The organism is Kluyvera genomosp. 1 (assembly GCF_001266615.1).
In the GTDB taxonomy this organism is placed as follows: domain Bacteria; phylum Pseudomonadota; class Gammaproteobacteria; order Enterobacterales; family Enterobacteriaceae; genus Kluyvera; species Kluyvera cryocrescens_A.
Genome location: NZ_LGHZ01000014.1, coordinates 62,687 through 82,708, shown reverse-complemented (window position 1 = coordinate 82,708; position 20,022 = coordinate 62,687). Strand labels below are relative to the sequence as shown.

Here is a 20,022-nt window from a genome sequence, read left to right as displayed (position 1 = left end):
TAATCATTGCGGCGACTGTTTTGGTTCAGCGAACGCCGTTGGAAGCACGATGTTGGCGGCAATATGTCAGACCATATCGGCGTTCTAAATATGAACAGACATCATTTCAACGTCTCGTCGAAGAATTGCGCTAATACTGAAACCGCTTCAGCGACGTATGCTTTGCCATCATACATATCCATATGGTTAGCGCCTTCAACAATGTGGTACCGCTTGTCCTGGCTTGAGGCGCGATCGTACAGGTCGTCGCTCATCCATTTACTTCCCGCTACGCTACCCGCAACAATTTGAAGCGGCTGGGTCAGATAAACCTCCGCCATATGGTACGCGTCGTAGGTAATGATTTGGTTGAGGCTTCGCAGCGTGGCGTAACCGGGGGCCGACGGATACTGTGCCCGAGGGGTGTGGTAATACTCCCAGGCCTGGCGCAACTCTTCATTTGGCGCATCAGACTCGTTCATTGGCGCCAGCGGCATGGTGGCATGTTCACCGCTGCTCATATCACCGGTACGGGCGCTGGATCCCGCCTCAACATACGGCAGTGCATCAATGGACTTCACATTGTTTTCCCAGCCATTACGGAACATTGAGCCGATGTTAACGGCGCTGACCGTTCCGATGGCCTTGATGCGACGATCCTGAATTGCGGCATTGGCGGTATAGCCCGCTCCGGCGCAAATTCCCATCGCGCCAATTCGCGCAGTGTCGACATAAGGCTGTGTGGTCAGGTAATCAATCACCGCGCTGACATCTTCAGTACGGATGTAGGGATTTTCTAGCTGGCGTGGCTCGCCGCCGCTTTCGCCCTGATAAGAAGCATCGTAGGCCACAGTGACAAACCCTTTTTGTGCCAGCTTTTCGGCATAGGTGCCGGCCGTTTTTTCCTTAACGCCGCCCCCCGGATGAGACACCACAATAGCCGGGTACTTGCGGCTTTCATCAAATGCGGGTGGGAAATAAAGTACAGCAGACAAAGAAATTGTCGGGATATTGCTGTTTGTGAAGCTAATTTTCTTGTTCATCATCCGGTTCCTCATGGGCTGTCGGTTATCTGTCATGCTTGATGGGGTAACTATAGTCATTGATTATTAAGATGATTAGACCCAAAATAATGATTGGACTTATCATTTAAATGATTAATTGCTCAGCTGGAAGCGCAAAGATGAAACGCGATGAGATAGCCGATCTGATGGCATTCGTAGCCGTCGCCGAAGAACGAAGTTTCACCCGGGCTGCGGTCCGTCTGGGCATGGCGCAGTCAGCATTAAGCCAGATAGTTCGTCGCACGGAAGAGCGGTTAGGGTTGCGGCTTTTAACGCGTACCACACGCAGCGTGGTACCGACGGAAGCGGGTGAACAACTTTTGTCTGTCCTTGGCCCCATGATGCATGACATTGACTCGGCTGTGGCTTCGCTGGGCGATCTGCGCGATCGCCCCTCAGGCACAATACGTATTACCACGGTTGAACACGCCGCCAGGACCCTATTGTTGCCAGCAATGCGCACGCTGCTGAAAACGCATCCCGATATTAATGTGCAGCTCCTTATCGATTACGGTCTGACCGATGTCGTCTCTGAACGCTTTGATGCTGGGGTTCGCCTGGGGGGAGAAATGGATAAGGATATGATTGCTGTGCGAATTGGGCCTGATATTCCGATGGCGATTGTCGGTGCACCGGATTATTTATCCCGGCATGGTGTTCCAACATCTGTATCACACTTAGTCGATCACCAGGCTATCAATTTGTATCTGCCCTCATCGGGTTCCGCAAATCGCTGGCGATTAATGCGAGGAGGGCGAGAAGTCAGGGTTCGCATGGAAGGCCAGCTTTTATTGAATACCATAGACTTGATTCTTGATGCCGCAATTGATGGGCACGGCTTAGCATACCTGCCTTATGATCAGGTTCAGCAGGCTATTGAAGAAAAGAAACTGACCCGCGTCCTGGAGAAATTTACGCCTGATTTACCGGGATATCATCTGTATTACCCCCATCGCCGTCATGCTGGTTCGGCATTTTCTCTGTTAATTGATGTGCTGAAATATAAGGGTGCTGTGTAGCCATTCGTTAAGACGATGGTTTCAGCCATTCAGAAGGGACTCATATAGACTATTACAACGTAACGGGTTGAGCTGAAAAACTGCAGCGCACATGAATGTGTACTTATGTCGAGGAGCTCAGAGCCATAGAAAGTAGGAAATTTCAGCTGGCTCTATATTTAGAGGTCATCCGAGCGCGTTTATACGTCAGATTACGTTTTTAATGGCAAATAAGACTAATTTTAAACGTGCACGGTTTTATCGCCAAATACTTACCCCCATCGATGTGCTCTGTTTCAAATTAAAAGAGAATGACAAATTTAAGTTGATAACTGATAATTATTCAGTAGCATAAGAGTGGAGAGAGGTAATGTGTTACCATAATGAGAATATGGTTTTTAGGGGTTGGGGATTATTAAATCATGAGATTTTATGGCATTGGTTATCTACAAACGCAATCTAATATTAATGATTATTTAAAGTACATAATTATATTTAGCGCGCTATTTATTCTGATCGTTGTTTTTAGCCTGTATATGCGTCATCGTTTGCAAACTAAATATCGTGACTTAACGATTATCGTTTTCTTGTTTTTACTCTTTATTTCTGGGGTTCAATATGCCGACTATACCGATAGTCAAAATATACACTCCCAATCATCACAAATGGTTAACTTTGTGAGGCTCTTGTCGCAAGAAAAAAAAGTCGATGTGACTTCTATATTTTCCAGTTCAGTGCAACTCTCGGACGGTATTATTGTTAAGATCAATGATTTTTATTACCGAGTCAACCTCAGCCCGGATCAAAAAACATACAGCTTAGTTGAAGTTTCGCTAGTGAATCCAGCAATAGAAATCATGAAGAACTGAGGAACAGAAATGATAATTTATACACCTATTATTATAAAACTGGGCCTGGGGATACTGTGCTTAATTGTTCAAATAAATCTCATGGGGAAGGGGAATCTGGCCCCGTCATCCGCAATGGATCAGGTTCAGAACTATGTGCTTGGGGGGATTATCGGTGGTGTGATTTACAATGAATCGATAACAGTACTGCAATTTGTTCTCGTGTTAATTATATGGACTTTTCTCGTCTTTGTGCTTAAGTTTTTAAAAGAGAATAACCGCTTGGTTAAAAGAATCATTGATGGCAAGCCTATCACCCTGGTACATAATGGCAGTGTTAATGTTAAAGAGTGTTTACGTAACGGTGTTTCTGCAAATGATTTGATGTTCAAGTTAAGAGCCAATGGCATTTATGAAATTGAACAACTCAAACGCGTGGTCCTCGAACAGAATGGGCAGTTAACCATCATACAAAGCGGTGATGAGAATATACGTTACCCAATTATAGTCGATGGCTTAGCAAACCATGACCTGCTTGAAATCCTTAATAAGGACAGTGACTGGTTAGAAAATGAAGTGATAAAGCAAGGCTTCAATAAAATCAGTGAAGTATATTTAGGTGAGTATTTATCGGGTAGGATTAATTTATACGGATATGAAAAGTAATATCTCAAGACCCCCCCTTGATTACGTTATGTAATTGATGGTATGTGTTTTTTTGCAGAGAGTTAAGTGACATGAGGCTGCCTTTTGTAGATATGGCACGGATTTAGGAACAGGCTCTGTCTGGATTTCACGGTGCCGACCCGCGCTAGCCAATGACACCCATTTCGGGTTAATCACCAGCCCTTTGCCTACTGCGACAAGGGAAAGTCCTAATGAAGACGAGATGCGGTAGCTGATAACAAAGGGTTTGGTCGCACATTCATAAACAGCGTTTTGAAGAGGCGCGAGCCTTACGCATTGTCTTAATCGAAAATGAATATTGTCATGATGGGGAGCGATTCGCTCCCCACTATGAATTGACAATGCTGCCTATATCACGGTGTTAGTGAGTTCTGTGCGCCCCATTGAGCCACAGCAAAACGCCGACGGCCGTCAGGCTGACTATCGAAATCGTGTAGAGCGCAGTAAAGGCACCCAACTGCTGTGCCATTACACTGGTTATTCCGGTCGAGACAGCGGCTGTCAAAACCTGCCCACGCCAGGACATTGCGCTGGCTCGCGAAACCTGTGTTTCAGCGAAGTTTTTAAGTACGCCGAAAGAGCCTAAAGCAAACACAATATTTGACGCCACGTGTGCACTAAAGACCATAACCAACCCAACGTATGTAAAACCGGTAGATAGGGGTAATAGAAAATAGCTCCCGATATACCCGCTCAGACATACCATCAATAGCCCGTTATTCGCTGAATATCGTTGCAATTTATCGGCATTAAGGACTAACGGGCCGCAGAGTTGCCCGAGACTTCGCGCAAAAATCAGTGGCAGTGCCAATTCGGTTGAATTGACTGGCCTGATTTCTTGTGCCAAAGCAGGTAAAAGCGCCATTGCGGGAGATCCCACGGCGGCAAGGGCAGGTAAAAGTAAAATGCTTCGTTTTTGCACAGGAGATAAACTTCGCCAGTGGAGTTGTTGCGCGACATACTGACCTTTTTCAGGTTGCGACCCGGTTATGCGGAAAACAGAGCCAGATGCCAGCAGCATAGCGACAGATGCCGCAAAACTCAGGGCATCGATAGCAAGCAGGTTTAAAAGAGAAATGTGGTCGAACAGTAAAACGCCCAGGCCTGTGCCAAAGATAACTTGTGAGGCAAAAATTATCGTTTCCATGGCGGTTGCTGCCGGTAGTTCTTCCGGGCGCAACCCGCGTTTAAATAATAAGGTCAACGCGGGATAGCTCATGCCGGCAAATAGCGCTTCCCAACATTGGACTGCAAGCAGCGCAGGAACACTATGATGCACCACGCCATATAGTGGAAAAATAAGCACTAATAAACCGAGTAACTCTGTGCCGATGAGTATCCGTAAGGGAGATACTTTTCTACACAAAACCTCTCCCCAAAGGCTTCCGATAAAACCGGGAAGCATCGACAGCATATAAACCAGGGTCAGAGTCGCAGGAGAAGCCTGCCAGTGTAACAATTGCCCAAAGATAATGATCTGAGTAAGCCCGTTTCCCAAAGATGACAGGATATAGGCGCAACCAAGAAAGCGCAGCCAACGATGGCTTCGCAATGCGCGAATGAGCGCAAGTAGCAGAGTATTCATGCAGAAAAATTCTCATCTTAAATAACAGAACTCCACATAGCCCAAAGGCAATGCGGAAAGGAAAAACTGTTAAAAGACGGAATCTTTACATTGAAAAAACTCGAGTAGAAACAGATGCAAAAGTTTAGCACATGAAAAGTAGCCGGTGCGCCTGCAGCCCAAAACTTTTCTCATGGCACAACGCAGCCAACTATTTTGGCGGTCTGCTTTGCTCAGACCGAAGGGGGCGCGGCACCGACTGATATCCGCTAACGCTAACGAGCATTCCACTCGTCGCGGGTGATTTCCCAAAGTTCGGAATCTAAAAGACCACTGACATACTCGGCTTTATCAGTCCTGATGAGCCGCATGCCGCTGCTGTCTGAAATACGTTGTGAGCGGCGATTGAGAGCCGCTTTCGGAGCTCGTAGCACGGGCTTATGTAACGTATTAAACCAGTAGTCTGTCGCTGCATGGCTGGCTTCGCGCATGTACCCCTGTCTCTGATATTCCGGCGCTAACCAAAATCCTCGATTATTATCCTCAATGTCGTACAAGCAGATTAACCCCATTAGGATGTCCGGAGCCTCGCGATGTCTGATAGTCCAGAACCAGGCAATTCCTTTCGCGATATCGGGCAGCGCGACGTGATTAACGTATCTTTCAGCACCGTTAGCGGGAAAAGGCCAGGGGACCGAGGCGGTCATATAACGAACTATCTCCCAGCGAGGATAGACTTCCTGAATTTGTAAGGCGTCTTCGGCAACTAATGGCTTTAATAACAAGCGTTCTGTATAGAGTATGGGTATCTGCATTAGTAAGTGCTGTCCTAAAGAAAATGTCGATATTGTGTTGTCTGTACAATGATTGCTTCAACTTATCTGCATGTACAGGAAATACTCATATTGTTGATCAAGTCATCAGGTTCAAGGTCGTTTTTAAAACCCTCAGAAAACGTCATCTGCCCAACGTCGCTAAATTCAGACTTAAACGCTCAGTTTTTCACGCGTGGGACCGTTAAAATAGAGACTACCGATATGACAGCTGCGCGGTTGAGTCAGCACAAAACGAATGGTTTCCCAGATCGAACGCCCGTTCAATAGCCGTTCGCCCATTCTTGATGGGCTATCAACGGGCGTATCTAAGCCTGTCAGTTCAAAATCCGGGGGATACAACCCGGTGACACGGATATTCTCCTCGGACAACTGGTGAGAAAGTTTAGTGGTAAAGCCACTTAGCCCGTGTTTGCTGGCAAAAAAAGCGGGATGCGCAATAGATTCGGTAAAATTCGGAATGCCGCAAGAAGATATAATGGAGATAACATCAGCACATTCTGAACGTCTTAATTCGGGTAGTAATGCTTGAGTCAGTAATATGGAACCCGTCAGGCCTGAACTGATGGTATTAATAATTTCTACGTCGGGTTGATCGTCTAACGTTCCCGACAGCCACTGGGCCGCATTGAGAATTAAAATGTCGATGGGTTTGTCTGACGTTAATAATTGTGAAGAAAACTGCGAAAGGGACTCGGGTTGGGTTAAATCACAGAGATATCCTTTTGCTACACCGGCTTCGGCCGTGATGAGGCTGCAGGTTTTTTGAATATCCTCGGCCCGCCGCGCGCAAAAATCCACTTCGACGCCTTCTCGCGCTAACCACACGCACAGTGCCTGACCAAACCCACCGCCGCCACCGGTAATTACGGCTCTTTTACCTCTCAGCATCGTCATCCATCCTTTCTTAATGATTAGGTGTGGAGGTAGATATACATGAGGAGATGAAGGGGCATCTTTCAGTTAGTGCCATTTGTAAAACAACGGGCGGTAAAATCATGCCGATTTTACCGCCCGTTAAGTCCGTCAACGTTACTTTTTCTTTTCGCCCAGCGTCGGCGTTTCGTCAAAGAAGTTCCACGGTTTCAACAGCGCGTGCGCCCATTCGGTTGGCATAATTGGCCACTCTTCGGCACGTGCCACGTGGGTAGTCCCGGTGGTAATCCATACCACGTCATCGTTATTTTTCAGCGACTCGTCATCCTTCGCATACTGGCCCAGACCGGTATCGTGCACCGAACGGTTTGGATATTTGCCTTCTGGATAACGCTCTTCCTGATGATAACGGGTGACCCACAGCTGTTTGTCCATAAAGCTCAGACGATGGTAAATCCACTCGTCAGGGGCAAATTTCGCCCCGGTTGCCGCCGGGTGGGTGCCGCCTGCGTAAGGGATAATCTGGTACGACACCGGATTGCCCATGCGGTTTTCTTTGGTGGTGTTGCTCAGCAGGCGAATGGTGCCTGGATCAAACTTCTGCGCGGCTTTCTGCTCGGTTTCGATATCGTACTGATTTACCTGCATCGTACTGGTACGCGGGCCGCCGCTGGTGTTTGGTTTCACTTCCGGATCCATCGCCACCAGGCTGTTATTTTCGCCGTCCACGTCGAGATCGAGGCGGAAGTTGTAAATATGCTGGTGGGTGGTGCCGACGATATTATGGTCGATCAGCGTCCCGTAACGGGTGTCGTCTTTGGCGCTCGGATCGTGCATGGTTTTCGCCAGCACGCCTTTCACCGCTTCAATCCCGGTCGCACCGGCATCGATACCAATGGTGCCGTTTTCGTGGAATACCCAATCGAAGATGTAGTCGTAGTTACCGACGGTGCTTATCCAACGCACCACCAGTTCACGACGTTCGGTACTGACGTTCGGCTGGCCCATTTCCTGATGCTTATATTCCGGACCGGCATAGCGTTCAAAGATCGCCACCGCACGTGGAATCGTGGTTGGGGTGCCGGTGTAGTCGGCGATGGTTTCATCCAGCAGCACGGCGTTGGAGGGTGCATCTTTGCCACGAGCGATAGGCGAAGTCAGTGTACCCATACCGTAATCACCAGAATCCAGGTACGCTTTGAAATACCATCCCACATCCGGGTCGCCGTAAGGCACGATCATGCCGCCCAGCGATCCTTCGTACATTACCTGACGTTTTTTGCCGTTGTCGTTATAGGTCACGGTAGAGAGAATCGGCCCGACGCGGGAGTTCAGGCGTAGGTGGAAGTCCCAGTTCTGCCAGTGCACCATATCGCCGGTGATGGTGTAGTTTTTACCTTCCGGCTCGATGATATCCAGCGGTTTCACCGATTTTGCCACGCGATCGCGGCCATCAAACGGACGGGATTCCATCGGAACGGGAATCACCGGGCCTTCTTCAATTTTGATGATTTTTTTCTGCTCAAGATCGACAACGGCGACCAGGTTTTCGATCGGGTGCGCCCAGTAGTTGCCGTCGCCGGTATCCAGATAGCTGACCACTTTCAGCAGACGTGCATCCTGCTTGAGCCCATCTTTGCCGTCGAAGTAGCCGACGGTCAGCGGCGTAGTGACTACCTTGGTGGTGTCTTTGATACCGTGTTTTTTCAGCACGTCAGCAAACTCGGTGCTGGCGTTAATGATGTTCTGCACGCTAACGAAATCGTCAATCAGTACCATGCCGTGGGCGTCTTTGATTGGCGTCCAGGAAAGGATCTTTTTGTTTTGCAGATCGACCACGGCTTCAATCACGTGTTTGCCGTCGAGCATAATCACGTCGGCGGTACGCGGGGTGTTAACCGGCGTGCCGTTAAGCGCAAAGTCCCACACCGCTTTTTTATCCGGCTCGTGCAGGGAAATTTCGGTGAAACGAGTGTTGGCCTGGAATTCTGGCGCGGCTTTCACAATCGTCACAGCTTCGCCAATTTCAGCGGACGACAGGGAGTTCAGCGGGTGAGGTACTTTCTCAACCTGGAAGGTCTGGTCAAGACCTGACTGGAACACGTCGTTAATGAAGGTGTCAGAAATCCACGCTTTGCCTTTTTTCATCACCACTGGCACCTGCAGGTTCAGCGTTTTACCGTTGAGCACCGCGGTTTTCGCACCTGGCTTCACTTTCACATAGGCGCCGTCTTTAATCAGGGTGTACATCTGTGCATAGTCATCCCACTGCACGTCAGCGCCAAATTCCTGCAAGGTTTTGTCCATTGGCACCATGTGCGCTTCACCGCCGTGGGCGAAGGTCGGGCTTTGCCAGGCGCAACACAGTGCGATAGCCAGCGCGAGCGCCGTTTTACGTTTAGACAGATTCAAAGCTTTAGACATTGTGACCTCATCTTATCGTTATGTTGTGCCGTGCCAGGCTTTTCTTGTTCAGTCTCTTAACCTAACAGCCGAACGTCATTAAGCGTTTGCTTGCGCATGCCAGGTTATTTGTCAGTTTTGCCAGTTATAAAAAATGCCTCCGCAGAGGCATTGGGGAAACCATGGTGCAGGCCCGATAGGGGGGAAATGCTGCTATCGGGGCGGGGTGGCAAGGGCGTTATGCCGGGAAATCCCCCTGCTGGCGGGCAACCAGCGTCAGGATGGAGTAGAGAGCGACCGCCTGCTGATGCTGATTGAAGATCTCGACCGACCATTCCACCACGCCGGTGGCTTTCTCTTCGGCGTTGCGCTGGCGTTTGACCGTTTTACGCTTACAGGTCAGGCGAACCTGAATGGTATCGCCCGGCTTAACCGGCTCAATAAAGCGCAAGTTTTCCATACCGTAGTTGGCGATAACCGGGCCGACGCCCGCATCAACAAACAGACCGGCAGCGGCAGAAATCAGGAAGTAACCGTGCACCACGCGTTCGCCAAATATCGACTCGGCGGCGGCAATTTTGTCCATGTGGGCGTAGAAATGATCGCCGCTCAGGCAGGCAAAATTGACGATATCCGCTTCGGTCAATGTCCGGCGGGGGGTCAACAGGCTATCGCCCGGCTGGATCTCTTCGAAATATTTGCGGAACGGGTGAATGCGGTCTTCTGCCACCTGTGCGCCGCGCACCCACTGCTGTCCGATTGCGGCCAGCATGGTTGGGCTACCCTGAACGGCCGTGCGCTGCATGTAATGTTTCACCGAGCGCAGGCCGCCCAGCTCTTCACCACCGCCAGCACGCCCTGGGCCACCGTGAACCAGCTGCGGCAACGGCGAACCATGGCCGGTGGACTCAGCAGAGGATTCTTCGTTCAGTACCTGGATACGACCGTGTGAGCGAGCCGCGCCAAGAATAAACTCACGCGCCAGCTCACCGCTTGCGGTCACCAGCGTCCCGGCCAGGCTGCCGCCGCCCGCCCGCGCCAGCTGCATGGCGTGTTCGCTATTCTGGTAAGGCATCAGCGTGGCGACAGGGCCAAAGGCTTCGATCGCGTGCACGGCGGACACTTCATCCGGCTGGGTACACAGCAGCAGCGTTGGTGGGAAGAAAGCCCCGGCAGCGCTCAGATCGGCTTTGCCGCCCAGCAGTACCTCACAGCCAGCTTGCACCAGGCGGTTGACGTTGTCCTGTACGTCCTGTCGCTGTTCTGCATTAACCAGCGCCCCCATTTTGACGCCTTCCTGCGCGGGGTCGCCAACCACCACCTTTTGCAGACGAGCAATCAGCGCATCGCTGACCGCTTTTATCTGCGCCTGCGGCACGATAATACGGCGAATCGCAGTACATTTTTGCCCGGCTTTCGCCGTCATTTCACGTACCACTTCGCGAATAAACAGCGTGAATTCCGGCTGCTCAGGGGTCACATCGTCGCCCAAAACGCAGCAGTTCAGAGAATCCGCTTCCATGGTGAACGGAATCGATTTGGCGACCAGATTGGGATGCACGCGCAGCTGTTGTCCGGTGTGTGCCGAACCGGTGAAGGTCACCACGTCCTGGCTGTCGAGTTCGTCGAGCAGGGAGCCTGCACCGCCGCAAATCAGGCTGATTGCGCCATTTGGCACCAGGCCGCTTTCAACAATCGCTTTCACCATCGCCTGCGTCAGCTGTGCGGTGGCGGTAGCCGGTTTGATGATCACCGGCATCCCGGCAAGCCAGGTTGGCGCCAGCTTTTCTAACATGCCCCAGCATGGGAAGTTGAAGGCGTTGATATGTACCGCCACGCCGGATTTAGAGGTCAACACGTGGCGCGCGGCAAAGCCGCCCTGTTTAGACAGAGGGATCAGCTCATCTTCTGGCCACAGCGTATCGTCCGGCAGTTCGCGACCACCCAAACCCGCGTAGGTGAAGAGGGTGCCGATACCACCTTCAATATCTACCCAGCTGTCGGCGCGAGTGGCGCCGGTTTCGGCAGAAATAGCATAAAAATCGGCTTTCAGTTCCAGCAGATGCTTTGCCACCGCTTTGAGCATCGCGCTGCGCTCAATAAAGGTCATTTCCTGTAAGGCTTTCCCGCCGTGCTCAATCGCGAAACGACGCGCCTGCGCCATATCCAGACCTTCGCTGGTCACTTCCCACAGTGCTTCGCCACTGATGGCGTGATGAATGGTGCGGGGACGGCCCTGGCCTGTCTGCCAGGTGCCGGATAAATAGCTGGCTAACTTCTGCATCGCAAATCTCCGAATATGTTACGTAATCTCGCTATAAATAGTTCTTTTCTGAATCACAAATTGCAAGCCTGATTTTAATAATTTATTAACAATGCGATCGCGGACACGAAGTGAGCATGAATCATATGTCTGTTTATTAAGGGTTTTGTAAAAGCCTTTGCGGTACACATCACAAAATTCACAAACAAAATTTGTGGTTTTATTTAACCTGGATGTAACTTTTATAAAACAAAGTGATTCACAAAAATTGATTTGTTGAATTTATCGGAATCATAAGGTGATGACGTGACAGAAGAACAACGCTTTGACCAGCGCATCGCGCAGGAAACAGCCATCGAACCGCAGGACTGGATGCCCGATGCCTACCGTAAAACGCTGATCCGCCAGATTGGCCAGCATGCGCACTCAGAGATTGTCGGCATGCTGCCGGAAGGCAACTGGATCACCCGCGCGCCGACCCTGCGTCGCAAGGCGATTCTGCTGGCGAAAGTGCAGGATGAAGCCGGACACGGCCTGTACCTCTACAGCGCCGCCGAAACCCTCGGCTGCGCCCGTGAAGATCTGTATCAGAAGATGCTCGACGGCCAGATGAAATACTCCTCCATCTTTAACTACCCAACCCTGACCTGGGCCGACATCGGCGTCATCGGCTGGCTGGTTGATGGCGCGGCGATCGTAAACCAGGTTGCCTTGTGCCGTACCTCATATGGCCCATACGCTCGTGCGATGGTGAAAATCTGTAAAGAAGAGAGCTTCCACCAGCGTCAGGGCTTTGAAGCCTGCATGGCGCTGGCGGCGGGTAACGAAGAGCAGCGCCAGATGCTGCAAGACGCAATTAACCGTTTCTGGTGGCCTGCGCTGATGATGTTTGGACCAAGCGATGACAACTCGCCAAACAGCGCCCGCAGCATGGCGTGGAAAATCAAACTGCATTCCAACGATGAACTGCGTCAGCGCTTTGTCGACAACACCGTCCCACAGGTTGAGATCCTCGGTATGAAAGTTCCGGATGCCGACCTGCAGCTGGATACAGAGACTGGCCACTATCGCTACGGCGAAATCGACTGGCAGGAACTTAACGAAGTGATCAACGGGCGTGGCATCTGTAACCACGAACGTCTGGGTGCGAAACGCAAGGCCTGGGAAGAAGGGGCATGGGTGCGCGAAGCCGCACTGGCACATGCGCAAAAACAACAGTCCCGCGACGCCGCCTAAGGAGAAAAAGAATGAGCAACACATACTGGCCGTTATACGAAGTTTTTGTTCGCAGCAAACAGGGGCTATCGCACCGTCACGTGGGAAGCCTGCATGCTGCCGACGATCAAATGGCGTTAGAAAACGCCCGTGATGCCTATACCCGCCGCAGTGAAGGCTGCTCCATCTGGGTCGTAAAAGCCAGCAGCATCGTGGCCTCGCAGCCGGAAGAGCGCGGTGAGTTCTTCGACCCGGCGGAAAGCAAAGTCTACCGTCACCCGACGTTCTACACCGTGCCGGACGGCATGGAACATATGTGAGGCAACGATGAATAACCTGAATCCCGTTGCAACGTATGCCCTGCGTCTGGGCGATAACGGCCTCGTGCTGGCCCAGCGTTTAGGTGCCTGGTGCGGCCATGCGCCGGAGCTGGAAATTGACCTGGCGCTGGCCAATATCGGTCTCGACCTGCTGGGGCAGGCGCGCAACTTCTTAAGCTATGCCGCCGAACTCTCCGGCAGCGGCGACGAAGATACGCTGGCATTTGGCCGCGATGAGCGTCAGTTCCGCAATCTGCTGCTGGTTGAACAGCCAAACGGTAATTTTGCCGACACTATCGCTCGTCAGTTCTTTATCGACGTTTGGCACGTAGCGCTGTTCAGCCGCCTGGTTAACAGCCGCGATACACAGATTGCCGCAATTGCCGCCAAAGGACTTAAAGAAGTGCGCTATCACCAGCGCTTTAGCCGCGGCTGGATGGAACGTCTGGGTAATGGCACTGAACTTTCTGCCCAGCGGATGCAGCAGGCGGTCGACAATCTGTGGCGCTTTACCGGCGAACTGTTTATGGCTGATGAGCTGGAGATCGCGCTGGTTGAGCAGGGGATCGCCGTCGAACCGCGTGAACTTCAGGGCGAATGGCAGACGACGGTGCATACCGCGCTGCTCGATTCTGGCTTACAGATCCCGCAGGAAGCGGCCTTCCGCAGCGGCGGCAAGCAGGGCCTACACAGTGAACATCTGGGGCCGATGCTGGCGGAAATGCAGTATCTGCAGCGCGCGTATCCCGGTCAGCAGTGGTAATGGAGGTGGCTATGCAACGTCTTGCTGCAATCGCACCCGCCGAGGTGCGTACCGTCTGGGGATTGCTCAGCGCAATTCCTGACCCGGAGGTCCCTGTGCTCACGATCACTGACCTTGGCATGGTCAGAAGCGTTGAACGTCATGGCGACGGCTGGGTCATTGGCTTTACGCCAACGTACTCCGGCTGCCCGGCGACTGAGCACCTGCTGGGTGAAATTCGCGCGGTGATGATCGAACACGGTTACACCCCGGTGCACATTGTTTTGCAGCTTGACCCGGCATGGACCACCGACTGGATGAGCCCGGACGCCCGCGAGCGTCTGCGCCAGTACGGCATCAGCCCGCCGCAGGCCCACGCCTGCCATGCGGAAATGCCCAGCGAAGTGTTGTGCCCGCGCTGCGGTAGCACCCACACCTCGCTGATTAGCGAATTCGGTTCGACGGCCTGTAAAGCGCTCTATCGCTGCGACAGCTGCCGTGAACCCTTTGATTACTTTAAATGTATTTGAGGTTGCGATGACAACATTTCATTCGCTTACCGTGGCAAGCGTCGAGCCGGAAACCCGCGATGCGGTGACCATCACCTTCGCCATTCCCGACGCGCTGCGTACTGCGTACGCTTTCCGTCCCGGCCAGCACCTGACGCTGAAAACCCGCCTTGGCGGTGAAGAACTGCGCCGCTGCTACTCCATTTGCCGCAGCCGAACGCCGTCTGAAATCAGCGTGGCGGTGAAAGCTATCGATGGCGGCCGCTTCTCACGCTATGCCCAGAGCGATATCCAGCAGGGCATGGAATTTGAAGTGATGGTGCCGCAGGGGCATTTTGGCTACCAGCCTACGGCTGAACGCCAGGCCAACTACCTGGCGATCGCCGCCGGTTCTGGCATTACCCCGATGATGGCGATCATTGAAGCCACACTGGCAACCGAAAACGACAGCCGCTTCACGCTGATTTACGGCAATCGCAGCAGCCACAGCATGATGTTCCGTCAGGCACTTGCCGACCTGAAAGACCGCTATCCACAGCGTCTGCAGGTGGTGCACCTGTTCAGCCAGGAATCGATGGACAGCGATCTGCTGCAAGGGCGCATTGATGGCGACAAACTGCGTGAGCTCTCTGAACATCTTCTTGATTTCAGCCGCTTTGACGACGCCTTTATCTGCGGCCCGTCGGCGATGATGGACGACGCGGAAGCGACGTTACGCACCCTGGGTATGCCGGAGAAATCCATTCACCTTGAGCGCTTTAATACGCCGGGCACCAGCGTGAAACGCGCCACCGGCGTACAGGCGGAAGGCCGTACGGTCACGCTGCGTCAGGATGGTCGCGATCGCCTGATTTCGCTTAGCGCGGAAGATGACAGCATTCTGGATGCCGCGCTGCGTCAGGGTGCGGACCTGCCGTTCGCCTGTAAAGGCGGTGTGTGTGCTACCTGTAAATGCAAAGTGGTGCGCGGCGAGGTGGCCATGGCCGCTAACTACAGCCTGGAAGCCGATGAACTGGCGGCGGGCTATGTCCTGAGCTGTCAGGCGCTGCCAACCAGCGGCGACGTGGTGGTCGACTTTGATGCGCGGGGGATGGCATGAGTGAGTTACTGATAACCCGCCATGACCGTGTCCTTCAGCTAACCCTGAATCGTCCGCAGGCACGCAACGCACTCAACAATGCGCTGCTTGGGCAAATTGCCGAGGCGCTGGAAAACGCGGCTGCTGATGCCAGCATCAGCGTTTGTGTCATCAGCGGCAATCCGCGCTATTTCGCTGCCGGGGCCGACCTCAATGAAATGGCGGAAAAAGATCTGCCCGCCACTTTTGACGATCTGCGTCCCCGTCTGTGGGCACGGATTGACGCCTTCAATAAGCCGCTAATTGCAGTCGTGAACGGCTATGCGCTGGGCGCGGGCTGTGAACTGGCGCTGCTGTGCGATCTGGTGATCGCCGGGGATAACGCGCGCTTCGGTTTGCCCGAAATTACCCTCGGCACTATGCCGGGTGCGGGCGGTACCCAGCGTCTTATTCGTAGCGTCGGCAAAGCGCTGGCCAGCCGCATGGTGCTGAGTGGTGAAAGTATTGACGCCCAGCGGGCGCTGCAGGCGGGTCTGGTGAGTGATATCCATCCGGCCAATCTTTCCGACGAGTATGCACTGAAGCTGGCGGCGACAATTGCCCGTCATTCGCCCATCGCGCTGCGTGCGGCAAAACAGGCGCTGCGTTTGTCACAGGAAGTGACTTTACAGGCTGGGCTGACCCAGGAACGCCAGCTGTTTACGCTGCTGAGCGGCACGGAAGATCGTCGTGAAGGCATCGCTGCCTTCTTAGAAAAACGTACACCGGAATTTAAAGGACGCTAACCGTGGAAGCTTTCATTCAATGTGAGATTGAACAGGGCGTGATGACCCTGACGCTCAACCGCCCAGACCGTCTCAACAGCTTTAACGATGTGATGCACCAGCAGCTGGCCGATTGCTTAAAGCAGGCTGAGCGGGATGACACCATTCGTTGTCTGCTGATTACCGGCGCGGGACGCGGTTTTTGCGCAGGCCAGGATCTTAACGACCGTAACGTCGACCCAAGCGGCCCAGCGCCGGATTTAGGCATGTCGGTGGAGCGCTTTTACAACCCGCTGGTGCGCCGTTTGGCTGCGCTGCCAAAACCGGTTATCTGTGCGGTCAACGGGGTCGCCGCTGGTGCCGGTGCTACGCTGGCGCTGGGCTGCGACATTGTGATTGCTGCGCGCTCCGCTAAATTCGTGATGGCATTTAGTAAGCTCGGCCTGGTGCCGGACTGCGGCGGGAGCTGGGTGCTGCCACGCGTTGCCGGGCGCGCTCGTGCGATGGGACTGGCGCTGTTGGGCGATAGCCTTAGCGCCGAACAGGCCGCGCAGTGGGGCATGATCTGGCAGGTGGTGGATGACGCTGAGTTGAAAGACACCAGCCTGACGATGGCCCGCCATTTCGCCTTACAGCCGACCTTTGGCCTGGGGCTGATTAAAAAAGCGCTGCAGCTTTCCGAGACCCACACCCTTGACCAGCAGCTTGACGTCGAACGCGACTTCCAGCGAATGGCGGGACGCAGTGATGACTATCGTGAAGGCGTCAGCGCCTTCCTCGCCAAACGCGCGCCACAGTTCAGCGGGAAATAAGCCATGAGCCAGAATCCATTTATTGTCGCCGTCATCGGTGGCGGCACCATGGGCGCCGGTATTGTCGAAGTGGCGGCCAGCGCCGGACATCCGGTGCGCCTGTATGACATTTCTACCGAGGCGATTACCCGCGCCATCGACGGAATCCGTCAGCGTCTGGAAAGCCGCGTCAACCGGGGAAAACTCAGCGCCGAGCAGGCTCAGTTGCTGCTTTCGCGCATTACGCCCGCCACCGAATTAAGCCAGCTTGCCGATGCGCAATTGGTGATTGAGGCTGCTTCCGAGCGTCTGGAGATTAAACAGGCGCTGTTTAGCCAGCTGGCGGAGATCTGTTCACCGTCCACGCTGCTGACCAGCAACACCTCGTCCATTTCGATTACCGCTATCGCCGCTGGCATCAAACACCCGGAGCGCGTGGCGGGGCTGCATTTCTTTAACCCGGCACCGGTGATGAAATTGGTGGAAGTGGTCAGTGGCCTGGCGACGTCCACCGAAGTGGTTGAGCAGCTTTGCGACTGCGTGAGTCGCTGGGGTAAACAGGCGGTTCGCTGCCGTTCAACGCCGGGCTTTATCGTCAACCGCGTGGCTCGCCCTTACTACGCCGAGGCCTGGCGTGCACTGGAAGAGCAGGTAGCGTCGGCGGAGGTTATCGATGCCGCGCTGCGCGATGGTGGCGGTTTCCCGATGGGGCCGCTGGCGTTGACCGATTTAATCGGCCAGGACGTCAATTTTGCGGTGACCTGTTCGGTGTTTAACGCCTTCTGGCAGGACCGTCGTTTTCTGCCGTCGCTGCTCCAACAAGAGCTGGCGATTGCCGGGCGTCTGGGCAAGAAAAGCGGCCACGGCGTTTACCGCTGGCCTGCGCAAGACCAGCCGGTTATGACTGAAGCGGCGTTAAGCGCAGACTCAGCGGCAAAAATCGCTATAAGTGACAACGTCACTAAATTAGATGATGTTTTACTGCTGGAGACCTGCGGGGAAACTGCGCTGGCCTTAAGCGTGCGTCACGGATGCCCGGTCGTGGTTTATGACCATAGCGCGGGCGACACCGTGGTGCTGGCGGCGGCTGCAACCAACACGCAGGCGGATACTGACAAAGCCGTTTACCACTTCCAACAGCAGGGTAAAAACGTGCTGCGTATCGCCGATTACCCGGGCCTGCTGGTGTGGCGCACGGTGGCAATGCTGGCCAACGAAGCGCTGGATGCGGTGCAAAAAGGCGTCGCCAGCGCCGAGGATGTTGATACCGCCATGCGTCTGGGTGTGAATTACCCGCGTGGCCCGCTGGCCTGGGGCGAATCCCTTGGCTGGGGACGCGTACTGCGTCTGCTGGAAAACCTTCAACAGCACTACGGCGAAGAACGCTATCGCCCGAGTGCGCTGCTGCGCCAAAAGGCGCTACTGGAGATGCGTCATGAGTAGTGAAGCCTGGCGCAACGCCCGCGCCATGTACGAGAAAGACACCTGCGCCCGTGCGCTGGGGATTGAGATTATCGAAATGGACGACGGCTATTCGCAGATGACCATGGCGGTCACGCCATCCATGCTGAACGGCCATCAAACCTGCCACGGCGGCCAGCTGTTCTCGCTGGCCGATACCGCGTTTGCCTATGCCTGTAACAGCCAGGGGCTGGCCGCGGTGGCGTCTGCGGCCAGTATCGACTTTGTTCGCCCGGCGTTTACCGGTGACCTGCTGACCGCCACCGCGCGAGTTAAACAACAGGGCAAATTGACCGGCGTTTACGACATTGAAATTGTGAATCAGCAGCAAAAAACAGTGGCCCTGTTTCGCGGCAAATCGCACCGCATCGGCGGCACTATCACGGGAGAAGTCTAATGCGCGACGCGTTTATTTGTGACGGAATTCGTACTCCAATTGGCCGCTACGGCGGCGCGCTGGCGGGCGTTCGCGCCGACGATCTGGCGGCGGTCCCGCTGCGTGAATTGTTGAGCCGCAACCCGCGTCTGGACCCCAGCTGCATTGATGATGTGATCTTTGGCTGCGCCAACCAGGCGGGTGAAGATAACCGTAACGTGGCGCATATGGCGACGCTGCTGGCGGGGTATCCGCACAGCGTGGCGGGTACCACCATTAACCGCCTGTGCGGCTCGGGTCTGGATGCTATCGGCTTTGCCGCACGCGCTATCAAAGCTGGGGATGCCGATCTGCTGATCGCTGGCGGCGTGGAGTCGATGTCTCGTGCGCCGTTCGTGATGGGCAAAGCCACATCGGCCTTCCAGCGTCAGGCCGAGATGTTCGATACCACCATCGGCTGGCGTTTTGTGAACCCGCTCATGCAGCAACAATTTGGTACTGACAGCATGCCGGAAACGGCGGAGAATGTAGCTGAATTGTTAAATATCAGCCGTGAAGACCAGGACGCCTTCGCTTATCGCAGCCAGCAGCGTACGGCACAAGCTCAGCGTAACGGCATTCTGGCGCAAGAAATTGTGCCAGTGCAGATAATCGGTAAGAAGGGCGCGGTGAATGCGGTGCGTGATGATGAGCATCCACGCGCAGAGACCACCCTGGAACAGTTGGCCGCGCTGAAAACCCCATTCCGTAAAGGTGGCGTGGTCACCGCCGGGAACGCGTCCGGCGTCAATGATGGTGCCGCGGCCATGATCATTGCCAGTGAACAGCAGGCTCATGCACAGGGACTAACGCCGCGTGCGCGCATCGTCGCGATGGCCACGGCGGGCGTGGAGCCTAAATACATGGGACTGGGGCCGGTGCCAGCAGTACGTAAAGTGCTGGAGCGCGCGGGGCTGAATATTAACGATATGGACGTGATTGAACTCAACGAAGCCTTTGCTGCTCAGGCGCTGGGCGTGATGAGGCAGTTAGGGCTTGCGGATGACGCATCGCACGTCAACCCGAACGGGGGCGCCATCGCCTTAGGCCACCCGTTGGGCATGAGCGGCGTGCGCCTGGCGCTGGCGGCAAGCCTGGAACTGGAACGACGCAAAGGACGCTATGCGCTGTGTACGATGTGTATTGGCGTGGGCCAGGGCATTGCCCTGATCCTCGAGCGAGTGTGAGCTAATTGACCTGCGAGTACCCTAA

The 20,022-nt window shown here is 54.0% G+C and carries 19 protein-coding genes and 1 pseudogene; 13 read left to right on the top strand and 7 right to left on the bottom strand.

Annotation, left to right across the window (positions count from 1 at the left end; translation table 11 throughout):
• Positions 1–101: 101 nt before the first annotated feature.
• Positions 102–1,025 carry an alpha/beta hydrolase gene (locus KP80_RS09150; protein ID WP_052283328.1) on the bottom strand — a complete coding sequence of 308 codons (924 nt, stop codon included), beginning with the start codon at positions 1,023–1,025 and terminating at the stop codon, positions 102–104.
• A 137-nt stretch (positions 1,026–1,162) separates the two neighbouring features.
• Between KP80_RS09150 and KP80_RS09145 the strand changes: the two genes are divergently transcribed.
• The 3 genes from KP80_RS09145 to KP80_RS09135 all read left to right on the top strand — a co-directional run bounded on the left by KP80_RS09145 (position 1,163) and on the right by KP80_RS09135 (position 3,555).
• On the top strand, positions 1,163–2,062 hold the full coding sequence (locus KP80_RS09145) for a LysR family transcriptional regulator (protein WP_052283327.1): 900 nt from the start codon (positions 1,163–1,165) through the stop codon (positions 2,060–2,062).
• 401 nt (positions 2,063–2,463) lie between these two features.
• A complete protein-coding gene (locus tag KP80_RS09140) occupies positions 2,464–2,910 on the top strand; it encodes a DUF3290 domain-containing protein (RefSeq protein ID WP_052283326.1) in 447 nt (148 codons plus the stop codon).
• Between the two features lie 9 nt (positions 2,911–2,919).
• The gene (locus tag KP80_RS09135; protein ID WP_052283325.1) at positions 2,920–3,555 is read left to right on the top strand and encodes a DUF421 domain-containing protein; all 636 of its coding nucleotides are present in this window, start codon (positions 2,920–2,922) and stop codon (positions 3,553–3,555) included.
• An 87-nt stretch (positions 3,556–3,642) separates the two neighbouring features.
• Here the strand turns inward: KP80_RS09135 and KP80_RS23315 are convergent.
• The 6 genes and pseudogenes from KP80_RS23315 to paaZ all read right to left on the bottom strand — a co-directional run.
• Positions 3,643–3,771: pseudogene (locus KP80_RS23315) on the bottom strand (NADH:flavin oxidoreductase); the annotation flags it as partial.
• Between the two features lie 166 nt (positions 3,772–3,937).
• Positions 3,938–5,161 carry an MFS transporter gene (locus KP80_RS09130; RefSeq protein WP_052283324.1) on the bottom strand — a complete coding sequence of 408 codons (1,224 nt, stop codon included), beginning with the start codon at positions 5,159–5,161 and terminating at the stop codon, positions 3,938–3,940.
• 254 nt (positions 5,162–5,415) lie between these two features.
• The gene (locus tag KP80_RS09125; protein ID WP_052283323.1) at positions 5,416–5,955 is read right to left on the bottom strand and encodes a GNAT family N-acetyltransferase; all 540 of its coding nucleotides are present in this window, start codon (positions 5,953–5,955) and stop codon (positions 5,416–5,418) included.
• Between the two features lie 171 nt (positions 5,956–6,126).
• The gene (locus tag KP80_RS09120) at positions 6,127–6,864 is read right to left on the bottom strand and encodes an SDR family oxidoreductase (protein ID WP_052283322.1); all 738 of its coding nucleotides are present in this window, start codon (positions 6,862–6,864) and stop codon (positions 6,127–6,129) included.
• Between the two features lie 141 nt (positions 6,865–7,005).
• Complete coding sequence (tynA, locus tag KP80_RS09115) at positions 7,006–9,273, bottom strand: primary-amine oxidase (protein ID WP_052283321.1); 2,268 nt, start codon at positions 9,271–9,273, stop codon at positions 7,006–7,008.
• A 217-nt stretch (positions 9,274–9,490) separates the two neighbouring features.
• The gene (gene paaZ / locus KP80_RS09110; protein WP_052283320.1) at positions 9,491–11,536 is read right to left on the bottom strand and encodes a phenylacetic acid degradation bifunctional protein PaaZ; all 2,046 of its coding nucleotides are present in this window, start codon (positions 11,534–11,536) and stop codon (positions 9,491–9,493) included.
• A gap of 285 nt (positions 11,537–11,821) precedes the next feature.
• On the opposite strand from paaZ, the gene paaA reads away from it, so the two are divergent.
• Genes paaA through pcaF form a run of 10 tightly spaced genes read left to right on the top strand, consistent with a single transcriptional unit; the run spans position 11,822 to position 19,997 of the window.
• On the top strand, positions 11,822–12,751 hold the full coding sequence (gene paaA / locus KP80_RS09105; protein WP_052283319.1) for a 1,2-phenylacetyl-CoA epoxidase subunit PaaA: 930 nt from the start codon (positions 11,822–11,824) through the stop codon (positions 12,749–12,751).
• 11 nt (positions 12,752–12,762) lie between these two features.
• On the top strand, positions 12,763–13,050 hold the full coding sequence (paaB, locus tag KP80_RS09100; protein ID WP_052283318.1) for a 1,2-phenylacetyl-CoA epoxidase subunit PaaB: 288 nt from the start codon (positions 12,763–12,765) through the stop codon (positions 13,048–13,050).
• A 7-nt stretch (positions 13,051–13,057) separates the two neighbouring features.
• Positions 13,058–13,813, top strand: coding sequence for a 1,2-phenylacetyl-CoA epoxidase subunit PaaC (gene paaC, locus KP80_RS09095; RefSeq protein ID WP_052283317.1), 756 nt, complete (start codon positions 13,058–13,060; stop codon positions 13,811–13,813).
• Between the two features lie 11 nt (positions 13,814–13,824).
• Positions 13,825–14,322, top strand: a complete 498-nt coding sequence (paaD, locus tag KP80_RS09090; RefSeq protein WP_052283424.1) for a 1,2-phenylacetyl-CoA epoxidase subunit PaaD — start codon at positions 13,825–13,827, stop codon at positions 14,320–14,322.
• Between the two features lie 7 nt (positions 14,323–14,329).
• Positions 14,330–15,400 (top strand): 1,2-phenylacetyl-CoA epoxidase subunit PaaE, encoded by a 1,071-nt coding sequence (paaE, locus tag KP80_RS09085; RefSeq protein WP_052283316.1) that lies wholly within the window; start codon positions 14,330–14,332, stop codon positions 15,398–15,400.
• Positions 15,397–16,164 (top strand): 2,3-dehydroadipyl-CoA hydratase PaaF, encoded by a 768-nt coding sequence (paaF, locus tag KP80_RS09080; RefSeq protein ID WP_052283315.1) that lies wholly within the window; start codon positions 15,397–15,399, stop codon positions 16,162–16,164. The genes paaE and paaF overlap by 4 nt, the downstream gene beginning before the upstream one ends.
• A 2-nt stretch (positions 16,165–16,166) precedes the next feature.
• Positions 16,167–16,955 carry a 2-(1,2-epoxy-1,2-dihydrophenyl)acetyl-CoA isomerase PaaG gene (gene paaG, locus KP80_RS09075; protein WP_052283314.1) on the top strand — a complete coding sequence of 263 codons (789 nt, stop codon included), beginning with the start codon at positions 16,167–16,169 and terminating at the stop codon, positions 16,953–16,955.
• 3 nt (positions 16,956–16,958) lie between these two features.
• Complete coding sequence (gene paaH, locus KP80_RS09070; protein ID WP_052283313.1) at positions 16,959–18,377, top strand: 3-hydroxyacyl-CoA dehydrogenase PaaH; 1,419 nt, start codon at positions 16,959–16,961, stop codon at positions 18,375–18,377.
• On the top strand, positions 18,370–18,792 hold the full coding sequence (paaI, locus tag KP80_RS09065) for a hydroxyphenylacetyl-CoA thioesterase PaaI (RefSeq protein WP_052283312.1): 423 nt from the start codon (positions 18,370–18,372) through the stop codon (positions 18,790–18,792). The genes paaH and paaI overlap by 8 nt, the downstream gene beginning before the upstream one ends.
• On the top strand, positions 18,792–19,997 hold the full coding sequence (pcaF, locus tag KP80_RS09060) for a 3-oxoadipyl-CoA thiolase (RefSeq protein ID WP_052283311.1): 1,206 nt from the start codon (positions 18,792–18,794) through the stop codon (positions 19,995–19,997). The genes paaI and pcaF overlap by 1 nt, the downstream gene beginning before the upstream one ends.
• Positions 19,998–20,022 lie beyond the last annotated feature (25 nt).